The organism is Vulcanisaeta distributa DSM 14429, assembly GCF_000148385.1.
Classification (GTDB): domain Archaea; phylum Thermoproteota; class Thermoprotei; order Thermoproteales; family Thermocladiaceae; genus Vulcanisaeta; species Vulcanisaeta distributa.
Genome location: NC_014537.1, coordinates 2,092,196 through 2,114,064 on the forward strand (window position 1 = coordinate 2,092,196; position 21,869 = coordinate 2,114,064).

The following is a 21,869-nucleotide window of genomic DNA, read 5'->3' on the forward strand; positions in this document are numbered from 1 at the left end:
TCACCTCCTCTTGGCAGGTGCCTTAGTTTCCTTACCAACCTCCTTACCAGCCCCCAACCCATACTTCTTACCAATTAGCATTAACTTAGCCAGGAAGGCTGAGAGCTGTATTTCCTCATCAGAGCCCTCAGTAAGCCTATAATCAATGTCGGCAGCAGCCTCCGCAATCTCAACCTTAGCCTCATCAGGCACGTTAATGGCCCCACCCATTATTTGCCTCTGTATAGCCCTCAGTATCTCCGTACCAGACACACCATGCTCATACATTAACGTCCTCAACTTATCCCTAGCCTTAACAAAGTCACCGCTAAATACCGTGTTTACCAAGTCAACTATGTCCTTAGGCTCTATGTAACCCACCGTCTTATAAATAACCTCAGGTGTTATCTCCTTAGCCGTAGCCGCGGCAGCTTGTAACGTGTTTATTGCTTTTCTCATGTCTCCCTGGCTTACGTCCCATATGGCCTCCAATGCCTCATTGGTTACCTTAACGCCCTCCTTCGAGGCAATCTCCCTAAGCCTACCAAGAACAGCATCCTTAGGAAGAGGAGAAAACCTAAACATGGCGCAGCGGGACTGTATTGGATCAATGATCCTAGACACGTAATTAGCAATGAGTATAAACCTAGTCACATTCGCATACATCTCCATCATCCTCCTAAGAGCCTGCTGTGCATCCGACGTCATGTTATCAGCCTCATCAAGAATTACAAGCTTATACGGCGCCTTACCCATCGGTGCCGTTCTCGCGAACTCCTTAACCCTCTCCCTAATGGTGGTTATACCCCTCTCGTCACTTGCATTTAACTCGAGAACATTCTCACGCCAGGCATCACCATAAAGCTCACGGGCAATGGCAAGAGCCATCGTAGTCTTACCAGTACCAGGAGGACCGTAAAATAACATGTGCGGCATATTACCTGTCTTTAGGAACTGCTTAATCCTTTCCTTGACCTCCTCCTGGTCAATAATGTCATCAATCCTCGAAGGACGATACTTCTCAACCCATATTAATTCTGCGATTGACATTACGATATATAATGAATTAATTGGTTAAATAAGTATTCCTCCTGGGTAGTTAGGATGATTAGTGGGTATTATTAATAGAGAGTGTGTAGGTTAACCTGGTGGTTATCTTAGAAAGTAAGTAAATAAAATAGGCGATTATTGTGGTTCATGAACACTATAAACGGTTCCTTAACCTGCCCTACCAATATCATTGAGAGAAAATGAAGGTAATGAAGGCATGTACTTAGGTACTAATGAGTAGCAACTAAGCTTGAGCACTTACCTCGCACTTGCGGCTATTCTCTCCATCTCATCCTTCTTCCTAATTGCGTATGACTTCTGATCATTCTGCGCTGCGGCTATGATCTCATCAGCCAGGCACTCCTCGATCGGCTTGGGATTATTGAAGGAGCACTGCCTGGCGCCCTCGGTTATCCACCTGATGGCTAGGTCAAGCCTCCTTAGTGGTGAGACATCGACTGATACAGGGTATGCAATACCACCATAGACAACCCTCGTAATCTCCTCCCTGGGCGCCGCATTCACTATCGCGTCCACAAAGACCTGTATTGGGTTCTGCCCAGTCTTTAGGTGTATCATTTCGAAAGCCCTCTTGACAATGTTGTAAGCCTTATGCTTCTTGCCAGCATTCCTACCTGGGTGCATCAATTGATTCATTAATCTCTCAATGGCTGGTATCTTAGCCTTACCAAACTTCCTCTTCTGATACCTACCGCTTGTGTGTGGTAGGTACATGGGCTTTAGGCACAGGTACCTCCTAAGGCCTGGGTCCCTAACAATGACGTTTTCGAAAGTCCACTTACCAAATAACTTAATTGGTTCGCCATCGAGGGTCTTCAAGTCCCTTGGGCATTCCTCAATTATTGTTACACCACCAACTTGGTAAGTGACGGTCTCCTTAGACAGTGTAATTCCCTGATCACTACTCATTACGCAGGATAAGAGACGAATACCTTTTTAAAGATTTGCCGCACGGCCTAGTTAGACGTAACCGTAAGGAGGCTGATTTTTACTTATCCCTTAACGACGCCGATGGGCACGTGCCTAGAGACCCTCCTAGCCATTCCAGTTAACTCGGCTACCTCGGCAACCTTATCAACGTTCTTATACGCCTCAGGCGCCTCCTCAGATATTATCTCACTCTCGGCGGACCTCACGATGATGCCCCTATTCTCTAAGGCACTCCTAACCTTATTAGGTGGTAGCATCCTAACGGCGGCAGACCTACTCAACGTTCTACCTGCCCCATGCGGTGCTGTGCCAAAGGTTACCTGGAATGACGTTGGTAAACCAATCAATACGTAGGATGCCGTACCCATACTACCGGGTATCAGGACAGGCTGCCCAATATCCCTATACTTAGGCGGTATCTCCGGCCTACCCGCTGGGAATGACCTCGTAGCCCCCTTCCTATGCACGAGAACTCTCCTGACGTGACCCTCATCATCAATTACGTGATCCTCAATCTTAGCGATGTTATGAGCAACGTCATAGACAATCTCAAGGCCAAGCTTGTCCGGGTCCTTACCAAAGACCCTCCTGAAGGCCTCCCTAACCCAGTGCGTTATTATTTGCCTATTTGTCCATGCATAGTTAGCCGCGGCCTTCATGGCCGCCAGGTAGTCCTGAGCCTCCCTAGTGCTAAGGGGCATCGACGCCAACTCCCTGTCCGGCAGGAATAAGCCCCACTGCTTCATCTTATTCTCCGCAACCCTTATGTAGTCAGTGGCGACCTGGTGACCAAGGCCCCTACTACCGGTGTGTATTAGGACCATTACCTGACCCTCCTGCTCAATACCAAGCCTCTTGGCTAGGTTTGCATCGAATATCTTATTAACGACCTGAATCTCAATGAAGTGATTGCCACTGCCAGTGGTACCAAGCTCATCCTTACCCCTCTCCTTAGCCCTCTGACTAACCTTACTCGAGTCCGCACCCTCATAATGCCCAAACTCCTCAATGAAGTTCTTATCATCACCCCAACCATAGCCCTTACTCAACGCCCAATCAACACCCTCATCAAGCACCTTATCCAAGTCACCAAAGGACAGCTTAAGCAACCCAGTCTCACCAACGCCAGCGGGGACTAACTTGAATATCGTGTCCACGAGCTCCCTTAACTTAGGCCTAACGTCTTTTTCCGTCAGATTTGTCCTAAGAAGTCTCACGCCACAATTAATATCGTAGCCAATTCCTCCTGGGCTCACTACACCTTGTTCCATGTCCATGGCAGCCACACCGCCCACTGGGAATCCATAGCCCTGGTGCGCATCCGGCAGTGCAATGCTGTACTTGTAAATGCCTGGTAGGCATGCGACGTTGGCTGCCTGCTCCAGTGTCATGTCTGTCTTCATTTTCTCAAGTAGGGTCTCATCGGCGAATATCCTAGCTGGCACCTTCATGCATGGTTTATACCCCTTCGGTATCTCCCATACATAATCGCTTATTTTCTTTAACGGTGGAACCATGATTAAGTCATTAATTCATTAATGGGTTAATAAAACTTCACCCTATATCCAGTTAGGTTAATAGCATGTATTTAATGCATGGTCTTTAATGATATAAATATAAACTTTGTCCTCATTATAAGTAAGTTTATAGTTAAAATTATTTGATAAATTCCAATTAATAAGTTAAGAATTACCTTAGGAACCTTAAGACTATAATACTGCCATATTAGTGGTTAGGTAAAGTTTGCTGGCCTTTGACATTGTATGGAACAATGTAATTAATGCTCATAACTCAGACCTAGACTTTAGGATGGTCATTAGGGTCCACCTTCATAGGGATAATGTTGAGAGCGTTAAGTCCCTGCTTAAGAAATTCGCCGAGACGTTAAGAGACGATGGCAAGTTCTTCTTCCACATAAGGTCCTAGCGAGGTTAGGTGAACTAAATGATGATAGGGTTTACCCAGTCAGTGATGGTGTTGTTAAGGAGGTTAAGGGATACGCAAGGTCGCCTGGGTCAAAGCCTTTTGAGTTATCATTACCGTATATATGCTATGCATTGTGATTCAACTCGCTCATAGTGATGCCTAATGGAACATTAAATAAGTGTACGATTAAGTTATACGAGGACATTGATAGAATCGATAGGTTAAATAATGATGGGACGTTAATGATTAATAAGGATAAATTACTATGGTGGGTTAAGTATCATAAATAATGACTTAAAAACAGCAGCATGCCTGGCATTTAGTAAAGAGGGCTATGACTAAGCTACTAAATAGCCTATTTAATAGGTACCGAAATATCCTAAGCATTAGGGATGTGGCTTTGCTTGTTTATTCTAATGTCTTTGTTTATGCCGCGAGGGGTATAGTGCTGTTTGTGGTGTTCATCCTGGGTTTTGATACCATGAGGATCTTCGGCGTAGCCCTAACCTATGCATTACTCGTACCAGCATCAATGATGAGATTATTCAGTGGAGTGGTAATTGACGTATTCGGCCGTGAAAGGCAGGCGTTAATAATTGGTAATGCGTTAATGTCCGTGCTTTTTATGGTAGCCTTCCTGACGCTGAGCATGATTGGTATCAATAGCCTTAGCTTAATCATAATACTCATAATCACCATGGCAGCCTTAGGCATGCTCTCAGCGATTAATGTTGTTAGGAATGCATTGGTTAAGGAACTGCTCAATAATGATAATGAGAAGATAACACTATATACATCACTTAACAATACATTAATATCGATCATGTCCATAGCCCTAGCCGTGGTCTCGGGGTACCTACTATACCTAAGCATTGAAATAGCTAAGTACTTATTCCTCGCCTCGGCGCTATTCCTCACCGCATCAATAATGCCACTTGCCTCGGTAAGGCACCAGGGTAGAGTTGTCGAGGATACGAATATCCAAGTCATTAGGCGGGGCTTTGTTAGGTTTGGGGAGTTATTTAAGGGGAATACCGGCTTTAAAGTTATAATCCTGACGATAACGGTCACTTACTTATCAATAATATCTCTTGACGTACTGAGTTACAGCATATTATCTCTATATTACAATGTGGCCCTACTTGCAGGTATTGACAGTGTATTTGGTTATGCCGGTGCGATGATCGGTTCTATGCTCACGCCTAGGTTTAGGGTCAGTAGGTTAAGGGTTATTTACGCGATCTTAACCACAGCATTAATCATTGGTCTAGGCTTCGGCGTGATACCCATGCTCATTAGGGGCATGGTTATTGCCGTACCACTGCTATTCATGGTAAACCTCATTTATAACATATTCATTAATGCATTCTTCACGGCGGTTACGAGTATTCTCATTTCCATAGTTCCACGTAGTGAGTTTGGAATTGTTTATTCATCTGCATGGGTATTATTCACAGCATCGCAGATAACAAGCGCCATTATCTGGGCCTTCATAGGCTCGGTTATTGGCGCACCAAAAGCCATGATAACCGCCATGGCAACAGGAATAATGGCATCTCTCATATTTAATATAGTTTACGGCAGGGTAAGTTTCGAGGAAAGGAAAGATGGGGAGAAATAAGGGCGAACCCAAATAATGGACAGGCAAAGACTTAAGGAACTTAATTAATACGTGACAGTCCTCTAGAGTGGTTGTGGTGTTGTAATAGCGTTAAGTAATTAAATAGGTATGGAGGTTAGTCATGAGCATTATGCCGATTGATTATAGGGCTGTTGGGCTTAAGGTTGGCTTGGAGATACATGTTCAATTGAATACGGGTAGGAAGTTATTCTGTAATTGCCCGCCGATTGTCAGGAATGATGAGCCTCATTTTAGGGTTATTAGGAGGTTGAGACCTAGTATGAGTGAGCTTGGTGAGGTTGATCCGGCGGCTATTTGGGAGTTTAGGAAGCATAGGACCTTCGTTTATGAGGGTTATTACGACACCACATGCCTCGTGGAGCTCGATGAGGAGCCGCCACATGACCCAGACCCTGACTCGCTTGAGGTTGCCCTTGCCGTTGCCATGATGTTTAATGCCAAGATATTTGATGAGGTTTACGTAATGAGGAAGACGGTCATAGACGGTTCAAACACCTCGGGCTTCCAGAGGACCATGCTTATTGCGCATGATGGTCTCGCTAAATTCTTTGATTATAAGGTGCCCATACAGACGATAGCCCTTGAGGAGGATGCGGCTAGGAAGATTGAGGAGAGGGGTGACACAGTTGTTTATAGGCTTGATAGGCTCGGTATACCACTTATCGAGATATCCACGGGAATACTCACGTACAGCCCTCAGGAGGTTATGGAGGTGGCCTACTACATTGGGCATAGCATTAAGATGACGGGTAAGGCCAAGAGGGGTCTTGGCACGGTTAGGCAGGACGTGAATGTATCCATTGAGGGCGGTGCTAAGACGGAGATTAAGGGTGTTCCAGACCTCAGCCTGATACCCAAGGTCATTGAGTACGAGGTTCAGCGCCAATTAAATCTATTGGCTATCCGTGATGAATTAATCAAGAGGGGCGTGAGGGAGGACTGGTTTGTTAAGGATTTCGTTGATGTCACCGACATATTCTCATCCACCAAATCCAACCTAATCAGGAAGGTCCTCGATAGTGGCGGTAAGGTGATAGCAATAAAGACGCCAGGCCTAAAGGGCATATTGGGTAAGGAGGTTCAGCCAAATAGGAGGTTTGGCACGGAGTTGGCGGATAGGGTTAGGGTCTGGACAAGCCTGTCCGGCCTAATACATAGCGATGAATTACCTGGCTATGGAATAACAGCTGAGGAGGTTTCCAGGGTATCCTCGAGGCTTGGTGTTGATTCATTCATACTCCTTGCGGGTACGTCGGATAGGGACTTGGTGGATGCCGTGGACGTAATAATCGACAGAATCAGGGAGGCATTACACGGTGTTCCTGAGGAAACGAGGGCGGCTAACCCAGACGGCACGACAAGGTTCATGAGGCCCAGACCCGGCGCCGCGAGGATGTATCCAGAGACTGACCTTAGGCCCATAAGGATTACCGAGGAAATGCTGGCGAGGGCCAAGGCATTGATTCCAGAACCCATTGAGTCCAGGGTGGGTAGGTACGTCAGCTATGGCATGAGTAGGGAATTAGCGATGCAGGTAATAAAGTCCCCATTTTACGACCTAATTGATTACCTAATAAGTGAGTTCCAGGGCAGGGTATCAGCCACGTTAATAGCTAACACAGTCGTGAACACCATGAAGTCGCTCCAGAGGGATGGTGTTGACGTGTCCGTGATAACCGAGGATCACCTTAAGGCGATATTCAATGAGTATGCCCAGGGCGTAATAACCAAGGAGGCGATACCCGACATAATAGCGGCGTGGAGTAAGGAACCTGACAAGCCCATCAGCGACATAATCAATAAACTGGGGCTGAGGAGGATGAGCCCTGAGGAGGTTAGGAAGTACGTAATGGAGAGGGCACCCAAGCTCGGCATAAGCGATAGGAATAAGCTCATGAATGCGTTGATGAAGGAGTTAAGGGGTAGGGCTGACCCAAGCGATATAATGGCCGCGATAGATGAGTACCAGAAGTCGCAGGGTAGTAAATAGTTCTTGGCATTATTATTTGTTGAGTCATCAGTTTATCATTTGATAATGTAAATGTAATAGGTAAAACTCAAGGTTAATTATGCGTTATAGGTTAGTGCCAATGATAAAATTATGGGCAACATTCCTACCCTGTGTTTTTATTTACACTTATCGTAATTATATATTTTATATCAACTGACTGATAAGGCATAAAAATATTTTATATAGTTATGCCCCACCATGGGCTCCAGAATTCCAGTGGCCGGTCGCTTAGAAAGACTGCCCTGGACTTCAATGCACACTAAATTGCTTGTTCTTCTGACTCTTGGTGAGTTCTTTGAGCTTTATGATTGGTTCGTTGGCGGCTTTGTCGCGGTTCCCTTGGCTTCTTACTTCCACGTACCCCTTGCCACATCAATTTACTATACTGTCGCCATATTCTTCCTAGGCGCCTTCGTTGGGTGTGTATTGTTCACGTATATTGGCGATTCCATGGGTAGGAGGACTGCCCTGATAGTCAACATGGCTATAGCGGGGATTGGTTTCTTAATAACACCATTCATGCCAAATATATACTTATATGGTTTAATGAGGTTTATAACGGGCCTTGGCGTTGGTCCTGAGTCAATACTTGTGGTTGATGTGATGACTACAGAATTCTTCCCAGCTAAGATTAGGGGTAGGGCATTGGCTAGGGCTTATACGGCTGCCTGGATAGCGCCAATAGTAGTTGCTGCCCTTGCCTACGCTTTATTACCGCATAAGTACATTCTCTACGGCTGGCAATGGCTATATATAATTGCGGGTATCGGCGTCGTTCTGATAGTTCCATGGAGGTTCTTAATACCGGAGTCACCAAGGTGGTTAGAGAGTAGGGGTAGGTATGAAGAGGCTGATAGGATAGTGGGTATGTTCGAGGAAGCGGCCAGAAGAGAAAAAGGTGAATTACCACCGCCAATACCTGTTGAGGTCACTACAGTACAGAGAGTACCAATAAGTGACCTCTTTAAGGGCGAGTATAAAAGGAGAACAATAATGCTCTGGGTCTTCGAGTTCCTGCAGACTGGGGTTTATTACGGCTTTGCATCATTGGCTCCGTCAGTGCTCTTTGTTAAGGGCATAACATTAGTGAAGACGCTTCAATACTCATTACTCATATACACCGGTTACTTCATTTCTTCATTAGTATCTATATTCATAATAGATAGTGTTAAGTTTGATAGAAAGTGGCAAACTGCAGTCATAATGCTGGTCATGGGCTTTGTCGGTCTAGCCTTCGGTCTCTCATCAACCCCAGCGGAAGCCGTGAGTACCGGCTTTCTATTTGCCTTATTAGCTAACATATTCTCGAATGCCTTTCACCAATATGCCGCTGAGCTTTACCCAACTAGGATTAGGGCCTTCGCAGATGGTGTTCAATATGGCGTAAGTAGGTTGGGTAATTACGTATGGTTAACATTACTACCAATAGTATTGACTACATACGGCGCCGTGACTATGTACACAATAGTGCTAATACTCGCCATAGTGGTATTCCTTGACGTTGGATTACTGGGACCTAAGGCGTCGCAAATAGTCGTGGAGAAGCTGTCAAGGTAGCCCAGTATTAATTGCCCCTAAATGAATTTATATTTTTAAAAATTAGGGATCTTCGTTGATTATTGCCAGGAAATATCCTTGACAGAGTATTTAAGCGATTCAAGGGTATCGCTGGGTATTTTCACGGTCTTATTCACCATTGGGTGCGATATTGAGACCGCGACCGAAGATGCATTACTGAGCATTGAGTCAAGCCCCGCCTCGCTAACCTTAAGGTAATGAATGCTCCTGGGCAGTGCGTTTGGTCCGTAATCCTCTGGGTATATTGGCTTGGCAGGTATTGCATGGTCATTAATTTTTATGCTGATGGTATTTTCAATACCCTTATACTTGGGTAATAAATTCCTTAATTCATCGTAGTTAAATACGTGGATAAACACCGTTAATGAGATCTCATCCTTCCTCGGCACCATTGGGCTATAGGTCCTCACGGCCTCCCTGAGTATGGATTCATCATCAACACCCTCTAGGTATACAGTCTCCTCTATTTGGAACCACACGGTTACTGCATCCTCGAAGAGTACGGTTATCCTATCATCAATTTTAACATACCTACTTGCTTTATAATTGCTCACTAGTTCGTAGATTCTTTCTCTCATGCTTGAGTATTGTGATGGTAAGTAGAGGTGATTTATGATTTTAAATAGATCACTTGCCATGGTGAACGCCTTATAACTTGCCCAGTGTTTCGTCCTCAACCTCCGTTTTAACGCCCCTACCCTTATAATACTTCTCGAGTGCCTCGTTAAATCTATTTGCGTGGAACCTCTCCACCTTAGCCACAGCCTCAAACCACTCAGCAACCTCTAGGAAGCCCTCCTCCCTAGCCACCTTAGCAAAACCTGGGTACATCTGTGTCCACTCGTAGGTCTCGCCGTATATCGAGGCTCTCAGGGCATCCTCTATTGTATTTATCTCGATCTCCGCGACTGGGTCAACACCGAGGAACATTAAATGCCCAAAGGCATGCCCTGTCTCAGCATTAGCGGTCTTCTCGAAGATCTCGGCTATGTCATTAAGCCCCAGTTGCTTAGCCATTCTTGCGTAGTATAGGTATCTCCTGTTTGCCATGGACTCTCCCTGGAATGCTATCTTCAGGTTTTCATAGGTTTTCGTACCCTTTGGAACTCTCTTTATACTCATACTGGGTCCAGGGATTTTGTTGCTCGCTAATTAATAAATATTTCGGGTTAGAACTTACTTTTAGAAGTAATTATTTTCAACCTAGTTATGAAGTACCTCGACAATTACCTCGAATTATTACATTCAAGTCCTTAATCTCAATACCTAGCTTACTCACCTCCCTCTCTATGGCAGATACGTCAATGTCTACATCCATTATTTGACCTGTATCTTCACAGATGACATTAATATGAGGATCCTTACGCATTTCATACCAGGTCTTACCATCAGCCTCAAAGGACCTCAAGATACCCAGCCTAACGAGGGTGTTTAATGTATTGTATACGGTGGATATACTTATGTTGGGTTCAATCTTCCTTAATTCGTTGAGTACTTGATCCATCGTGAAGTGACCGCCATTCATTAAGAGTTGCAGTATTGCCACCCTCTGTGGCGTAACCTTGAGTCCCTTACTCCTTAACAGCTCGATTATTTCGTTGATATTACCCATTTCGAATTAGAACCTTCTTCTGGTAATAAAATCCCTACGCCTAATCTGCATTACTTAAGACATACACTATATAATCTATATGTAGGTAAGCAATATTAACTCGTTATAATCTTGAAAACTCCGACCAAAATGGGTGAGGATAGGGAGGCATACATAGTCTATTTCAAGAGAACAGCATTCTCAAGGGTTAAGAGGGAGGATCCGAAGTTTGACGTATTCTACGACATAAGTGGGCCAACCCTTATCTCAAAATTGTTTGTTAAGGCCGTGCAGGACCTTGGCATAAAGCCTGAACAGATTGACCATGTGATAGTCGGCAATGCATTACAGGGCGGTGATAATTGGAGCATGGGCGGTAGGATACCGGTATTCCTCGCAAAGTTCCCAGTCACCATACCTGCCATGGCAGTTGACATGCAGTGCGCCTCTTCATTCGACGCGATCGGTATTGGTACGATGGAAATATGGACTGGACAGGCCGACATAGTCTTTGCCGGTGGTTATGAACACATGTCCAGAGTCCCCATGTACAATAACCCGTATATAGTCCCACACCTTGAGCTAGCCACGAATCCTGAGTACGCAATGTACGACATGGCCACTGGTTATGTGATGGGGTTAACCGCCGAGAAATTGGCGGCTCTCAAGAAGATAAGTAGAGAGGAGATGGATAGGTGGTCGTATAGGAGCCACATGCTCGCTACCAAGGCCTACGAGGAGGGCTACTTCAAGGACGAAATACTCCCGATAGAGGTTGTTAAGGATGGGCAAAAGATTGTGGTTGATAGGGACCTTAGCGTTAGGCCGAATACATCGTTAGAGGCCCTGGCTAAGTTACCGCCTGCTTTTAAACCTGGTGGCGTAATAACAGCTGGTAATTCAGCGCCTCTTAACTCAGGTGCATCGTTAGTGGTCTTAATGTCAGGTAAGATGGTTAAGGAGCTTGGTCTAAAGCCGCTGGCTAGGGTTGTGTCGCTGGGTTGGGCTGCTGTTGATCCATCGATAATGGGTGAGGGCCCAGTACCGGCATCAAGGAGGGCGTTGGCAAAGGCTGGGCTTAGGGTTGAGGATATAGATTTATGGGAGATAAATGAAGCTTTTGCTGTGGTTACGTTAAATGCCATTAAGGAATTGGGAATTGACGAGAATAGAGTGAACATTAAGGGAGGAGCCATAGCGATTGGACACCCACTTGGCGCGACTGGGGCAAGGTTAGTTGGTACCCTGGCTAGGCAACTGCAATTAACCGGTAAGGAGTATGGACTTGCAACGGCATGTGTCGGCGGTGGGCAGGGCTACGCAATAATTATTCAAAGGGCTTGAGTGGTTTACTTTCAATTTAAATTGAAATAAACTTAAAACTGCAACCTTGCATTGTAAAGTATTGTATGTTTGAGATACCACTCAAACCAATGGGTAAGGAGGACATTAGGAAACTCGAAAGTGCATTACTTGTAATGTCTCTATTCTCATCAGAGACGCTGGAGGCACTTAAGAATCCCCATGAAAGACTTACCTGGGTTGATAGTCTTTACACTGCGGCTGCCGCATTTGCTAGGGATAAGGCTGGCATGCCCATTTCGCAAATAGCTGATGAGATTGGCGTGACTGAAGCCACAATACGTAAACACCTCAGGGGTGAGACGAAGGCTGGTCAACTAGTGTTAAAGGCGTACGAGAGACTTTCTAAGGAGGGCTTCAAAATCGAGTTACCAAGCGAATTAGCTGGAACCATATCCGCCGAGGACGTGGGCAAACTGAAGGAGAAGATAGAGAGGGTTAAGAAGCTACTTAATGATGCATTGAGGGAGTTAAGTTCGTAGTAATGAATCGCGTATTAAAATATTTAATTTATAATGATTGATTGAGAATCCCTACCCTTCTTCTTCCTCTTCCTCGGTTTCACGCGTTATGGCCTTAACTTCTTTGGTTGCTTTCTCCGTTTCCTCAATAGCCTTCCTCATTTCATCAACTTCCTCCTTGGGTAACGGCTGTATTGATGCTGAGGTTGCTGTTAACTTTAGGTACTTGTCCCAGTAAATAACGACACCCTCATCGGTTATATCCATTGGATGCCTAACCATCGAGATCTTAGTATCCCTCATCTTCCAAACAATTATTGACCTATACAACTTACCATCTATCTCATCAAGGTCCACTCTAATGATACCATCAACGGCATGCTCAACACCAGGCCCACCAAAGCCACGCTCACCAACTGAGACTTGGCTTATGAAGAGCGCCGTCGTGCCTAGGCCCGCGATCACCCTCTTGAGGAGCATCACCGTTGACCTGGCAATGGAAGGCTTCGTTAGGTATAACGTACTCACGGAATCTATGGTCACCCTCTTGGCGCCCGTATCCTTAATTGCCTGTCTAAGTACGTCAACGAGCTCGTGGACATTATCCACATCCTTAACGACGTACTTCTCCCTCTGAGATGCGGAGCCAATGCCCGCTGTGAACGCATCAACAATCGCGAACTTACCCTCCTTCTCAAACTTTGTTATATCCCAATTAAAGTGCCTAAAACTCCTCCTAACGGCGACGGGGTGCTCCTCAAGCGCCACAAAGACTCCGGGCTCATCCCTCACAAGCCCATTATACAGGAATTGCTTACCCAATATGGACTTACCAGTACCGGGCCCGCCAGAGATGAGGACGACACTCCTCTCTGGGATGCCTCCATACAGTATCTCGTCAAGACCCGGTACGTAGGTCCTAACCCTAGGAATGGGCATATGGTATTGAATTATTCTTGGTGTTGTTAAACCTTTCCCTGGTTATTGATTTAGATTGTGGAGTTATTAATAAAAGTATTTTATATTTGATCATTTTAATTTTATTACTTATATTTATAATTCATTAACACTATTAATTTAATCATGAGATTAATAGAAATAGAATACGTTTGTCCTTATTAATGGACATGTTTAACAGCGGTAATTCCTCAGGATGTTTAAAAATAGGTGGGTTAATGTTTAAGGAGTTTGGGAAATAATCTTGATCTTCTTTTTACCTTATCTTTACTTGATTGAATTATTTGTTCAAGATCCTCTGGTTTTATATTTATGCCATTTTTTGATAAAATGTTTATGAGGAGATTGATATCCGTGTTTCCCGTGTTTAAATAACTCCTTATTAGCGTGTCGTCATTATTCACCAGATCATACTGGCTGAGCAGGATGAGCGTTGCCTCAAGGCTAAGGCCTTTCCTTGTTACCTCATTCAGTAGGTCGTCGATGGACCTTGACGTGAAGTATGTGAGGAGCTTGATGAGGACGGTGGTGCAGAATCCCCTGAGTGGTCCGGCGCATTCGGAACTCCACTTCTTTATTAGCCTTTGTTCTTCCTTGCCCAGTGTAATGACCTTTACATTAATGGGCTTTACCCTGAGCTTTGTCTTCCTTACCTCATCAATCTTAACCCTCCTATCTATCTTCCATATGTCCTTAGGTTCCTGCTTATCTACGTTCATTCGATCCACCGCAACTTATGATGGATACCCACGTCTTAAAGGCGTTCGCGTACTCACTACCCACGCGTTCCTCAAGTAGTTTCACCCAATCATCAACCGTGACCTGCCTAAACACGTCATCGGAACCAAACATCTCCTGGGCCAGTATTGCCCTCTCAATCTTCGTTAACTTCTTAACCTCCTCAAGCAATGTCCTAAGTACGTTCTGCCCGGTGGCCGGTGGTGCCTGTTGTTGAGGCTGTGCCGTGGTTTGCTCGCGGGTGCTTACCTGACCCTCAGCCTTTTCCCTCCTCACATTGCTTAGGAATAGGTCCACAGGATTGCTCATTAACTCAATAGTAACTATTTACTTAAAAGGACTGGTTAGTAGGTCCCCGTGAGTATTGCCTTTATTTGCTTGGTCAGCGTATCCACATACTTATCAAAGGGGATCCTGAAATCCGCCAGTGAACCCTTTGGTGAATACATGATAAGGGGTTTCATTATCGATGTTAGATAGTGGACTATGGGGCTCATGGGTAGTACGAAGAACTCGCCATTATGTATGAAGCTCCTTACCTTGGACTCCATAACGTCAAGGCCGGGTATCGCCTTATTTAAAACTATATTGACTATCTTCTTAAAGCCCTTCAACAGCATTGGTTGTATGAAGTATTTATCTATTTCCTGGGCTACCGAGTCGCTGTATGTGGCATAATCAAGCACTATGTTAATTATTGATGACTGAAGCAGCGAGTTCACGGTTATTGCTTGATCCATGTGCGCCGGTAAGTCAATAATGACGGCCTGAGCCACGGTCTTCATCACCGAATGATTTATGAGGTTACTGAACCTAACCTGCGTGGTCTCCGGGTCTACGTTGAGTTGCCACGTCCTGAGCATGCCTGGTGGTACTACGTAAACACTCGGCATTACTGGGGACCTGGAAATCACTTGGTCCACATCATCCACGGTACCGTTTATGTAATCCGCGGCGCCATGCTTATCCGGGTTTACACCCAATATCCTGCTCGACGTCGCGGTGGAATCCATCCCAAGGTCTATGAGGAGTACGTTGCTCTTTAGGGCCTGTGATAAGGCTATGGCAGTATTACTGGCCAAGGTGCTCTTCCCAGTCCCACCCTTTAGTCCGCTGAAGAATGATACGACGACAAACCTGGGTTTAAGCATCATTAATCATTTCAGCTCATCCTTAAAAGGATTTGTAAATTCCTCATCAAGCTTAAGCACCTCCTCTGGGATCTCCTGGTTATTCTGTGAATTTTGACCTGAGTTACTTGTGCCTGCGGTGTTATTCTCCACATTCTTAATGAACTTCTCGGGATCCTTGTAAAAGGCATATAGTAAGCCAGCCAGTTGTTCGTAATTAAGCCCGGAATTCACAGCCCTCATTAAGAAGGCCCTCCTATACTGTAACTGCTTTATTACGTACTCATCACCGTAAGTCTTACCCAGTATCTTCATATACTCGTCTGAGTTGAATATGGACCTTACGAACCTGTGCGTGACCAGTTCATACACATTGGTCACCTGGTTATACCTGGACTGCTTCATTATGCCCAACTCTACGACGACGGCTATGTTCAGGAGATCCCTGGCCTCTAGACCAAGGTTCTCAAGCCTAACCTCTGCGGCCTTGAAATTATCTGCGTGGAATGTGGTTAGGGCTCCATGACCAAGGGTTATGGCCTCAGCCAATGCCTTGAACTCTTCGTAGCTTCTAGCCTCGTTTAAAACAATTATATCCACACCACTCCTGAGGGCTTGTTTTATTAACTCGGCCTTATTGATATTCCTGATTCCGTGAGCGTAGGAAACCCTCTCGAACATGGGTTTTACGACCTTGTGGTACGGTAGGAAGAGCTCGGCTACGTCCATTATTATCGCCATAGGCCTATTCACGAGCATGTACGCAATGGCATTCTGCAGGCTGGTCTTTCCAGCGCCCATGGGACCTATGATCAGGACTGGGACCTTATGCTCAGCCAGCAACCAAAGTCGGGCAGCATCATCAATGCTTATCATGCCCCTACTCACCATTTCGGGGAGTGTCCATGGCCTCCTGGGCAAAACCCTAATGCTTATGGAACCCATGCTGACCGGCTCAGCCTCTATGGAGATCCTAACGCCAAACTCCGAGTCAACTATGGATGCCACCGGGTTGTAGGCGGTAATTGGCGTCCCCGCCCTACGACTGGCCCTCCTCATTATGTAATTCACGAAACCATTGAAGTCAAACCTTATGGTCTTAACTACCTTCTTACCCTTTCTGACGTCGTAGGGCTCCCAACCAATTATAACCCTGACGAGACCAAGCTCTGAGTGATCGACGTATATCCCACCAAGGCCGAACTTACTCCCCTCCTTGTTTATGTAGATGTCGGTCACGTCATCCATCATCAGGACTGGCGTTAGGGGCCCATAATGGTTATTCCACCTCAGGAATAGGTTTGTGGCGAGCATGACATTATCCTGGCTTGCCTTAACACTCACCTCCTTAAGTCCCTTGGTAATGGCCTTACTGGACTCCATCCCCGACCCAATCCACTCAACTATTTTCTCGATTGGCAATGCTATTGCCCAGTCTGGTACATTGTCGATAACGTAGGCTATGTAATCGTGAGTACCGTACTGGGGATCAACAACCCTATACACATCTATATCCGTCTTGATTCCATCAACCTCAATGACGTAGTGCTTAACTAATTCCTCACCAATAACCTTAGGCCTAGACACATGCATGGTCATCACCACGTCAGCGGTATTAACGGTATGAGGAATAGGGGTATTAGAACCACGCCAAGGCCTATGGAGTGCATGGCCTTACCCGTGAGTATGGCCGTGGACACGGCCAGCGGTATTAAGGCAGCCGATATGCCACTCACGTTAAACGTTATGGGCATCTGAACATTGGCTATGACAGCACCCGCATTAAGTGATGAAAGGATGTATGCCGTGAATAGCGTGAAGACATAACCAATGGTTATAAACGGCCCATAAACTAACCCAGTCGTCACCGACCTCTTAACGTAGTCAACGAATGCGCTGACAACCATCACAATCCTCTCCACGAACTCACGAACACCAACCGAGTACGCGTAATCCCATAGAGGCATCAACTCCCTCTCAATTATTGTTATAGGTCTCAGTGGTTCTGGGCTTGGTGAGTTGAGCAGTTCGCCAAAGGATTTCAGCACCCTCGAACCCAGGCCAGCGTAATCCCTAATGAACCTGAGGAATTGTGGTATGTAGAAAACCGCGAAGCCTATTCCAAACCCAAACAATACCAGCAGGGCTATCTTCTCAGCACCCGCATGAAGTAGGTAACCCAATGCGTAACCTATCGCACCAGCGACGATTCCCGCGATACTGGGCTTTCCGTAGTCATATCTCGTGATCTCGACCTGGAAGTAGTGTATCACCGGCACCATGACAATGCCGACGAGGCCGACGATGGGCGGCACACCCAGTATTATTAGGAATGATAAGACGCCAATCATTATGCTTAGTACCGTTATCGCAACCAGGGCCTGGGTTTGAAAATCAATTTGCTGATTAAGTAATGCCGTGTACTTATTCATCAGGGCTAGGAAGGTTATGCCTGGGTCCGAGCCCGCTGAAAAATACGTACTCGCCAATGCAACCAACTCACGCCTGTAATCCCTGGGGAGCATCCATGGGTTACCGAGGGAATTAAGTATAGTGGCTACTCTATTCCACGCCCTACTTAGCTTGGCGGACTCATTAACTGCGAACTCAACTCCCTCAATGGGCACCCTAATTATGAATACTAAGTCCGAAACAATTTCTCTAAGGTTCATCGTAGTGATGGCATAATTACTTTAAAAGGGATGATGCATAAAAATGATGATTTTTATTTGTTTTTAACAACGCCGTTGATTACTCACGAGACGGTTATTGGCTGAGTACCCGCGTTTGTGGTTACATCAACCGTCGTAACGCTTGAGCAGCTGGAGCCTGAGTAAATGAGCGACAGTGTGTCGCCGGGTTTAAGGCTCCATGGTGGGGATGTCGTGGATAGTGGCTGGCCATTAAGCATTACCGAGCTTAATGTACAGCCGGACGTTACAGTACTGCTTCCTGAGTATAACGTAACATTGCTTATGGTTATCGTACCAACGCCCGCGGCCTTTAAGTTAATGATTAATTGACCACCCGCAGTTGTTGCCTGCCCAGTCAGTGAGTTGGCTATGCTTAGGGACTTCGTTGCGCCATTGTACACTATGTATAGTATCACAACCGCCATTACTATACTTACCACAGTTACCACGACCCATAGCAGATTGAACTCACCTCTAGTCGACCTACCCATATTGGTCAGAATTAAGTACTGAATTTATTTTTAAGGGGAATTAAACGTAAAAAAAATCCATGGAAACACAGGGCATATTAACCCTACTTAGTTATTACCCCAGTCCTCACTTTGGACTTAGTTTACGTAAACTCACGGAGACTAAGTACTTCACGGCTTAATGCTGGGTATTGGCCTCATTATTAATGCCCGTACGCCAAACCCACCAACCAAAGGTTTCCCTGTAAGTACCTGGTTCTGCGCTTAACTCGCCATAGTACACGTAGTCGTGTATCGAGGCTACGTATAGGCTAAACGGCACCATGACACCGAGTGCGGCCTGCGGATTGCTTATGTAGATAATGTCCAGCTTACAGGGCACTATGTATATTATTGATGAGGAATTAACGAGTATGTTAGTGAGGGCTAAGTAGCCGTAGTAGGTCCTGTTGAATGCCAACGTTATGTTGAATGATAATGCATCAAGCGTTACATAGTCATTACTCATATTCACTACCTTGACTGTGGGAATGGGGCCATTTCCAGCGACATCCCCCATGATAACGACCGTGAAGCCTGGGAATGGGTAGTTCATGGTCTCATTACTAACCGCCACATAGCTCACCCCATAAATTGGGAAGAAACTTGCCGACCCATTTATCGGTAAATACATGGGTAGGTAAACAGCGTGCATAAGTTCTGTCCCATACGGCAGTGAGAAATTGTAACAGCCCGCACCACACGTGAGTAGGTTCATCTCCCGTAATAACCAATCGGGTGCAACCCACGTGGTTATGAACCACACAGTCCCATTCGGCATCACCAAGGCACGGCCCCAACACCACCCAGTCCCCATTAGATAACCCGTGTAATTCCACCAAGTCTCGCTGGAGTTCACATTGCCCATGGGTATGAAGACCGTCCTGTTTACGTAAACAAGAATTGATTGATTCACGTACCTGGTTATGTGCGTCACATTACTCGAAGTACCCACGGCCTTATATACCTCATTAACCTCAACAAGGCCCAGGGCCTTGGCAATGGGCTGTAACGGCCTAAGGCGCGGGCTTATCAATATTATTACCAACAACGCAATCAGCACTATGATGAGCACCTTGGCCGCCGTATCGACGTACCGCCACCAATAGATTAACCTACTCATTTACATCACCCCATGAGGACCTTAATAAGGTGTTATCACGTAGAACTACGGCCCAGCTCACTAGGGGGGTGATGGTGGAAGGCATATTGGTGGAAGAGGTGGTGAGTTGCCGAATAATACTGGAAATGTGTAGCAAACCTCGTTTACCTGCGTGCAATTAACATTAAATTTTATGGTGCTGCCTATATTGAATGTGTTACTAACGTAGTATGGTTTGATCCAGCATGTGTAGTTAACTGGGTCTCCAGCCAATGAGGCTCTCATGTTTATTTGTATTGGCGTGTACGGTGGGTTTATGTAAAACACCGATGAGCTGGATCCACTAACTATGTAGTATTGAAAGAGGGGTCCCGTAACTATAAACCAATTACCAAGTCTTGTGAAATTTAGGTAATTCCATGTTATCACCCAGGTTGCGTTATACGGGTCGTTAACTACAACGGTGATTGCATTACCCACGCCTGTGTAGTCATCAATCCAACCATTTACGTTCACCGTGGTGCATGTACTTGGGTCAATGGCTGAGCACACGAATACCGCAACTGGTAATTGATTGGTCTGGTAAAACCACCACTGGTTTTGATTAAGTACGTTGCTGTTCACATTGATTACTCCACCATTAGCTAGTAATATCTTCTTGACTATGAATGGTTCATGGCCCGTGTTCACGACACCTAGGTAATAACCACCATTGTAGGGTACAACGTCGGCCACGGGCCATAGGTAATTCTCAAGCACCTGCCTATGTACATAGACGTAATAGCCATAGAGCCCACCACCGAGTACCATCGATATGATGACCATGGCCAGTATGAATCCTATGGTTCCCGTCAGTATTTCATCAAAGGTCATCATTGATTAATATTGCATTATTTAAAAGCGGGTCAGGGCGTGGTTGTTTGATTAATCGGTATTGATGGGCACGAGACGTACGTTATGCCGTTATTGCTATAGTAGAGGCAGTACCCATCGGTTTGTGGGGAATTCACGGCACTGCTTGAATTTATTGGGCTTGGTGGTTTATACGCGCCCATTGATCCTGCCCAGCGCACTTTGTCCATGCTTGATTTCAGAAGTGGCATGCTTATTGCAATTAACCCAATTATTGCTATTACTGTTAATGCCATTATCACCGCAATTAGTAGTGATGATATTCCCCTTGTTGACATTGATTAATTATTAGTTATTCTCTTTATAAGGGTTTTCAAGTAGAATTGAAAACAAAAAATTATAGGCTATATAGTGAAAAAATTTATAGAATAACAGTAACACTTTTAATGTATAATGAGGTTCGTGAACGACAGAGGCGAGGTATTAGATGAGGATGGTATGGTAATGGGTATAATCTATGAAGGCACTGAGTATTACCCAGCCCTACCGAGGTATCATAATAACGTTATCGCGAAAAGCGGTGTCAGCGAGACTTATAGGCGTATCATGCTAATTAAGAGGGCGTTCATGCCCGTGGAGGGCGTTAGGGATATCGAAGACCTAGTTAAGAATTGGGTCAACGAGTTCAAGCTGGTCCTTGGTAGGGCTGGAATACCATATAGTGAGGAGCAAGTGGTGGCGCTGGCCACGTCATTAAGGGGCAGGTGGCCTGTGAAGAGGCCAACGCCCTATGAAGTGCTTGAGTGCGTTCTAGACCCTGGCTGCATTAAGTATAGTCCAGGCCTTAGGAGGCTCATTGAGGATAAGTTCAATGAGGTGTTTGGTTCATTAATTAGTGTGCACATAAACAGGGTACTCAGGGAGTGGGGCCTTGAGGGTGCCATTAATGTTAACGAGGTACTCAATAAGTACGCCGATATAATCAGAATAACAAAGTTTAGGAAAAGGCACTTCTATAGGAGAACACTTATTGAGCTTGCAATAACCGCGGTACTCCTTGATAATTTAGATAGGAAGGACGTTGAGGACATACTCAGGGGGTTGGGTAAGGAGGAGCTCATTAAAATAATTGATGCATTATATGGGTCACAGTGATAGCGGGTCTTCCTGAATTATTTCTAGTGCTACGATGACAACAAGGCGCTGATGTCATCGTGCGCACTCTGGGTATTGTGGTTCTACACGTTATTAATATTTAGAAGATTTATCAATAATTACCTAATTAACTTCTCACATTATTAAAAAATAATTCATGGGCATCATTAAGACTAGCCTTA

General features: G+C 45.4%; 23 protein-coding genes. 7 read left to right on the forward strand and 16 right to left on the reverse strand.

What is annotated here, in order from left to right:
* The 3 genes from VDIS_RS11020 to VDIS_RS11030 form a co-directional block, all read right to left on the reverse strand.
* On the reverse strand, positions 1 to 1,023 hold the full coding sequence (locus tag VDIS_RS11020) for a replication factor C small subunit (RefSeq protein WP_052885946.1): 1,023 nt from the start codon (positions 1,021 to 1,023) through the stop codon (positions 1 to 3).
* 264 nt (positions 1,024 to 1,287) lie between these two features.
* Entirely contained in the window at positions 1,288 to 1,959 is a 672-nt protein-coding gene (locus VDIS_RS11025; protein ID WP_013337334.1) for a 30S ribosomal protein S7, read from the reverse strand.
* Positions 1,960 to 2,042: 83 nt separating this feature from the next.
* Positions 2,043 to 3,497 carry an RtcB family protein gene (locus VDIS_RS11030; protein ID WP_013337335.1) on the reverse strand — a complete coding sequence of 485 codons (1,455 nt, stop codon included), beginning with the start codon at positions 3,495 to 3,497 and terminating at the stop codon, positions 2,043 to 2,045.
* A 226-nt stretch (positions 3,498 to 3,723) separates the two neighbouring features.
* On the opposite strand from VDIS_RS11030, the gene VDIS_RS12730 reads away from it, so the two are divergent.
* The 4 genes from VDIS_RS12730 to VDIS_RS11045 all read left to right on the forward strand — a co-directional run bounded on the left by VDIS_RS12730 (position 3,724) and on the right by VDIS_RS11045 (position 9,116).
* Complete coding sequence (locus VDIS_RS12730; RefSeq protein WP_013337336.1) at positions 3,724 to 3,906, forward strand: hypothetical protein; 183 nt, start codon at positions 3,724 to 3,726, stop codon at positions 3,904 to 3,906.
* 334 nt (positions 3,907 to 4,240) lie between these two features.
* Positions 4,241 to 5,527 (forward strand): MFS transporter, encoded by a 1,287-nt coding sequence (locus VDIS_RS11035; protein ID WP_013337338.1) that lies wholly within the window; start codon positions 4,241 to 4,243, stop codon positions 5,525 to 5,527.
* A gap of 136 nt (positions 5,528 to 5,663) precedes the next feature.
* Positions 5,664 to 7,538: a Glu-tRNA(Gln) amidotransferase subunit GatE gene (gatE, locus tag VDIS_RS11040; protein ID WP_052885947.1), complete on the forward strand. Its 1,875-nt coding sequence runs from the start codon at positions 5,664 to 5,666 to the stop codon at positions 7,536 to 7,538.
* 231 nt (positions 7,539 to 7,769) lie between these two features.
* Complete coding sequence (locus VDIS_RS11045) at positions 7,770 to 9,116, forward strand: MFS transporter (protein WP_052885948.1); 1,347 nt, start codon at positions 7,770 to 7,772, stop codon at positions 9,114 to 9,116.
* A gap of 59 nt (positions 9,117 to 9,175) precedes the next feature.
* On the opposite strand, the gene VDIS_RS11050 is transcribed toward VDIS_RS11045, so the two are convergent.
* From VDIS_RS11050 to VDIS_RS11060, 3 genes are all read right to left on the reverse strand, one after another.
* Positions 9,176 to 9,775 (reverse strand): DUF3501 family protein, encoded by a 600-nt coding sequence (locus VDIS_RS11050; RefSeq protein WP_013337341.1) that lies wholly within the window; start codon positions 9,773 to 9,775, stop codon positions 9,176 to 9,178.
* A gap of 10 nt (positions 9,776 to 9,785) precedes the next feature.
* Positions 9,786 to 10,259, reverse strand: a complete 474-nt coding sequence (locus tag VDIS_RS11055) for a rubrerythrin family protein (RefSeq protein WP_013337342.1) — start codon at positions 10,257 to 10,259, stop codon at positions 9,786 to 9,788.
* Between the two features lie 85 nt (positions 10,260 to 10,344).
* Complete coding sequence (locus VDIS_RS11060; protein ID WP_013337343.1) at positions 10,345 to 10,749, reverse strand: Fur family transcriptional regulator; 405 nt, start codon at positions 10,747 to 10,749, stop codon at positions 10,345 to 10,347.
* A 129-nt stretch (positions 10,750 to 10,878) separates the two neighbouring features.
* Between VDIS_RS11060 and VDIS_RS11065 the strand changes: the two genes are divergently transcribed.
* Positions 10,879 to 12,072, forward strand: coding sequence for an acetyl-CoA C-acetyltransferase (locus tag VDIS_RS11065; RefSeq protein WP_013337344.1), 1,194 nt, complete (start codon positions 10,879 to 10,881; stop codon positions 12,070 to 12,072).
* Between the two features lie 65 nt (positions 12,073 to 12,137).
* Positions 12,138 to 12,572, forward strand: a complete 435-nt coding sequence (locus tag VDIS_RS11070) for a hypothetical protein (protein WP_013337345.1) — start codon at positions 12,138 to 12,140, stop codon at positions 12,570 to 12,572.
* 51 nt (positions 12,573 to 12,623) lie between these two features.
* On the opposite strand, the gene VDIS_RS11075 is transcribed toward VDIS_RS11070, so the two are convergent.
* From VDIS_RS11075 to VDIS_RS11120, 10 genes are all read right to left on the reverse strand, one after another.
* Entirely contained in the window at positions 12,624 to 13,490 is an 867-nt protein-coding gene (locus VDIS_RS11075; RefSeq protein ID WP_013337346.1) for a KaiC domain-containing protein, read from the reverse strand.
* 233 nt (positions 13,491 to 13,723) lie between these two features.
* The gene (locus tag VDIS_RS11080) at positions 13,724 to 14,227 is read right to left on the reverse strand and encodes a Rossmann-fold NAD(P)-binding domain-containing protein (RefSeq protein ID WP_013337347.1); all 504 of its coding nucleotides are present in this window, start codon (positions 14,225 to 14,227) and stop codon (positions 13,724 to 13,726) included.
* Positions 14,214 to 14,555, reverse strand: a complete 342-nt coding sequence (locus VDIS_RS11085) for a hypothetical protein (protein ID WP_013337348.1) — start codon at positions 14,553 to 14,555, stop codon at positions 14,214 to 14,216. The genes VDIS_RS11080 and VDIS_RS11085 overlap by 14 nt, the downstream gene beginning before the upstream one ends.
* Positions 14,556 to 14,590: 35 nt before the next feature.
* Entirely contained in the window at positions 14,591 to 15,397 is an 807-nt protein-coding gene (locus VDIS_RS11090; RefSeq protein WP_013337349.1) for a nucleotide-binding protein, read from the reverse strand.
* Between the two features lie 6 nt (positions 15,398 to 15,403).
* The gene (locus VDIS_RS11095; RefSeq protein WP_148678337.1) at positions 15,404 to 16,969 is read right to left on the reverse strand and encodes a type II/IV secretion system ATPase subunit; all 1,566 of its coding nucleotides are present in this window, start codon (positions 16,967 to 16,969) and stop codon (positions 15,404 to 15,406) included.
* A 5-nt stretch (positions 16,970 to 16,974) separates the two neighbouring features.
* Complete coding sequence (locus VDIS_RS11100; RefSeq protein WP_013337351.1) at positions 16,975 to 18,048, reverse strand: hypothetical protein; 1,074 nt, start codon at positions 18,046 to 18,048, stop codon at positions 16,975 to 16,977.
* An 83-nt stretch (positions 18,049 to 18,131) separates the two neighbouring features.
* A complete protein-coding gene (locus VDIS_RS11105) occupies positions 18,132 to 18,560 on the reverse strand; it encodes a hypothetical protein (RefSeq protein ID WP_013337352.1) in 429 nt (142 codons plus the stop codon).
* Positions 18,561 to 18,717: 157 nt separating this feature from the next.
* Positions 18,718 to 19,701 (reverse strand): hypothetical protein, encoded by a 984-nt coding sequence (locus VDIS_RS11110; RefSeq protein WP_013337353.1) that lies wholly within the window; start codon positions 19,699 to 19,701, stop codon positions 18,718 to 18,720.
* 60 nt (positions 19,702 to 19,761) lie between these two features.
* On the reverse strand, positions 19,762 to 20,553 hold the full coding sequence (locus VDIS_RS11115) for a hypothetical protein (RefSeq protein WP_013337354.1): 792 nt from the start codon (positions 20,551 to 20,553) through the stop codon (positions 19,762 to 19,764).
* Between the two features lie 32 nt (positions 20,554 to 20,585).
* Positions 20,586 to 20,870, reverse strand: coding sequence for a hypothetical protein (locus VDIS_RS11120; RefSeq protein WP_013337355.1), 285 nt, complete (start codon positions 20,868 to 20,870; stop codon positions 20,586 to 20,588).
* 115 nt (positions 20,871 to 20,985) lie between these two features.
* On the opposite strand from VDIS_RS11120, the gene VDIS_RS11125 reads away from it, so the two are divergent.
* A complete protein-coding gene (locus VDIS_RS11125; RefSeq protein ID WP_013337356.1) occupies positions 20,986 to 21,687 on the forward strand; it encodes a hypothetical protein in 702 nt (233 codons plus the stop codon).
* Positions 21,688 to 21,869 lie beyond the last annotated feature (182 nt).

What these genes read in the sequence shown, in the direction of transcription:
- VDIS_RS11025 (WP_013337334.1), bottom strand. Translation starts at nt 1,959, where the DNA reads ATGAGTAGTGATCAGGGAATTACACTGTCTAAGGAGACCGTCACTTAC.
- VDIS_RS11030 (WP_013337335.1), bottom strand. Translation starts at nt 3,497, where the DNA reads ATGGTTCCACCGTTAAAGAAAATAAGCGATTATGTATGGGAGATACCG.
- VDIS_RS11035 (WP_013337338.1), top strand. Translation starts at nt 4,241, where the DNA reads ATGACTAAGCTACTAAATAGCCTATTTAATAGGTACCGAAATATCCTA.
- VDIS_RS11050 (WP_013337341.1), bottom strand. Translation starts at nt 9,775, where the DNA reads ATGGCAAGTGATCTATTTAAAATCATAAATCACCTCTACTTACCATCA.
- VDIS_RS11055 (WP_013337342.1), bottom strand. Translation starts at nt 10,259, where the DNA reads ATGAGTATAAAGAGAGTTCCAAAGGGTACGAAAACCTATGAAAACCTG.
- VDIS_RS11060 (WP_013337343.1), bottom strand. Translation starts at nt 10,749, where the DNA reads ATGGGTAATATCAACGAAATAATCGAGCTGTTAAGGAGTAAGGGACTC.
- VDIS_RS11065 (WP_013337344.1), top strand. Translation starts at nt 10,879, where the DNA reads ATGGGTGAGGATAGGGAGGCATACATAGTCTATTTCAAGAGAACAGCA.
- VDIS_RS11070 (WP_013337345.1), top strand. Translation starts at nt 12,138, where the DNA reads ATGTTTGAGATACCACTCAAACCAATGGGTAAGGAGGACATTAGGAAA.
- VDIS_RS11075 (WP_013337346.1), bottom strand. Translation starts at nt 13,490, where the DNA reads ATGCCCATTCCTAGGGTTAGGACCTACGTACCGGGTCTTGACGAGATA.
- VDIS_RS11080 (WP_013337347.1), bottom strand. Translation starts at nt 14,227, where the DNA reads ATGAACGTAGATAAGCAGGAACCTAAGGACATATGGAAGATAGATAGG.
- VDIS_RS11085 (WP_013337348.1), bottom strand. Translation starts at nt 14,555, where the DNA reads ATGAGCAATCCTGTGGACCTATTCCTAAGCAATGTGAGGAGGGAAAAG.
- VDIS_RS11090 (WP_013337349.1), bottom strand. Translation starts at nt 15,397, where the DNA reads ATGCTTAAACCCAGGTTTGTCGTCGTATCATTCTTCAGCGGACTAAAG.
- VDIS_RS11095 (WP_148678337.1), bottom strand. Translation starts at nt 16,969, where the DNA reads ATGCATGTGTCTAGGCCTAAGGTTATTGGTGAGGAATTAGTTAAGCAC.
- VDIS_RS11100 (WP_013337351.1), bottom strand. Translation starts at nt 18,048, where the DNA reads ATGAACCTTAGAGAAATTGTTTCGGACTTAGTATTCATAATTAGGGTG.
- VDIS_RS11105 (WP_013337352.1), bottom strand. Translation starts at nt 18,560, where the DNA reads ATGGGTAGGTCGACTAGAGGTGAGTTCAATCTGCTATGGGTCGTGGTA.
- VDIS_RS11110 (WP_013337353.1), bottom strand. Translation starts at nt 19,701, where the DNA reads ATGAGTAGGTTAATCTATTGGTGGCGGTACGTCGATACGGCGGCCAAG.
- VDIS_RS11115 (WP_013337354.1), bottom strand. Translation starts at nt 20,553, where the DNA reads ATGACCTTTGATGAAATACTGACGGGAACCATAGGATTCATACTGGCC.
- VDIS_RS11120 (WP_013337355.1), bottom strand. Translation starts at nt 20,870, where the DNA reads ATGTCAACAAGGGGAATATCATCACTACTAATTGCGGTGATAATGGCA.
- VDIS_RS11125 (WP_013337356.1), top strand. Translation starts at nt 20,986, where the DNA reads ATGAGGTTCGTGAACGACAGAGGCGAGGTATTAGATGAGGATGGTATG.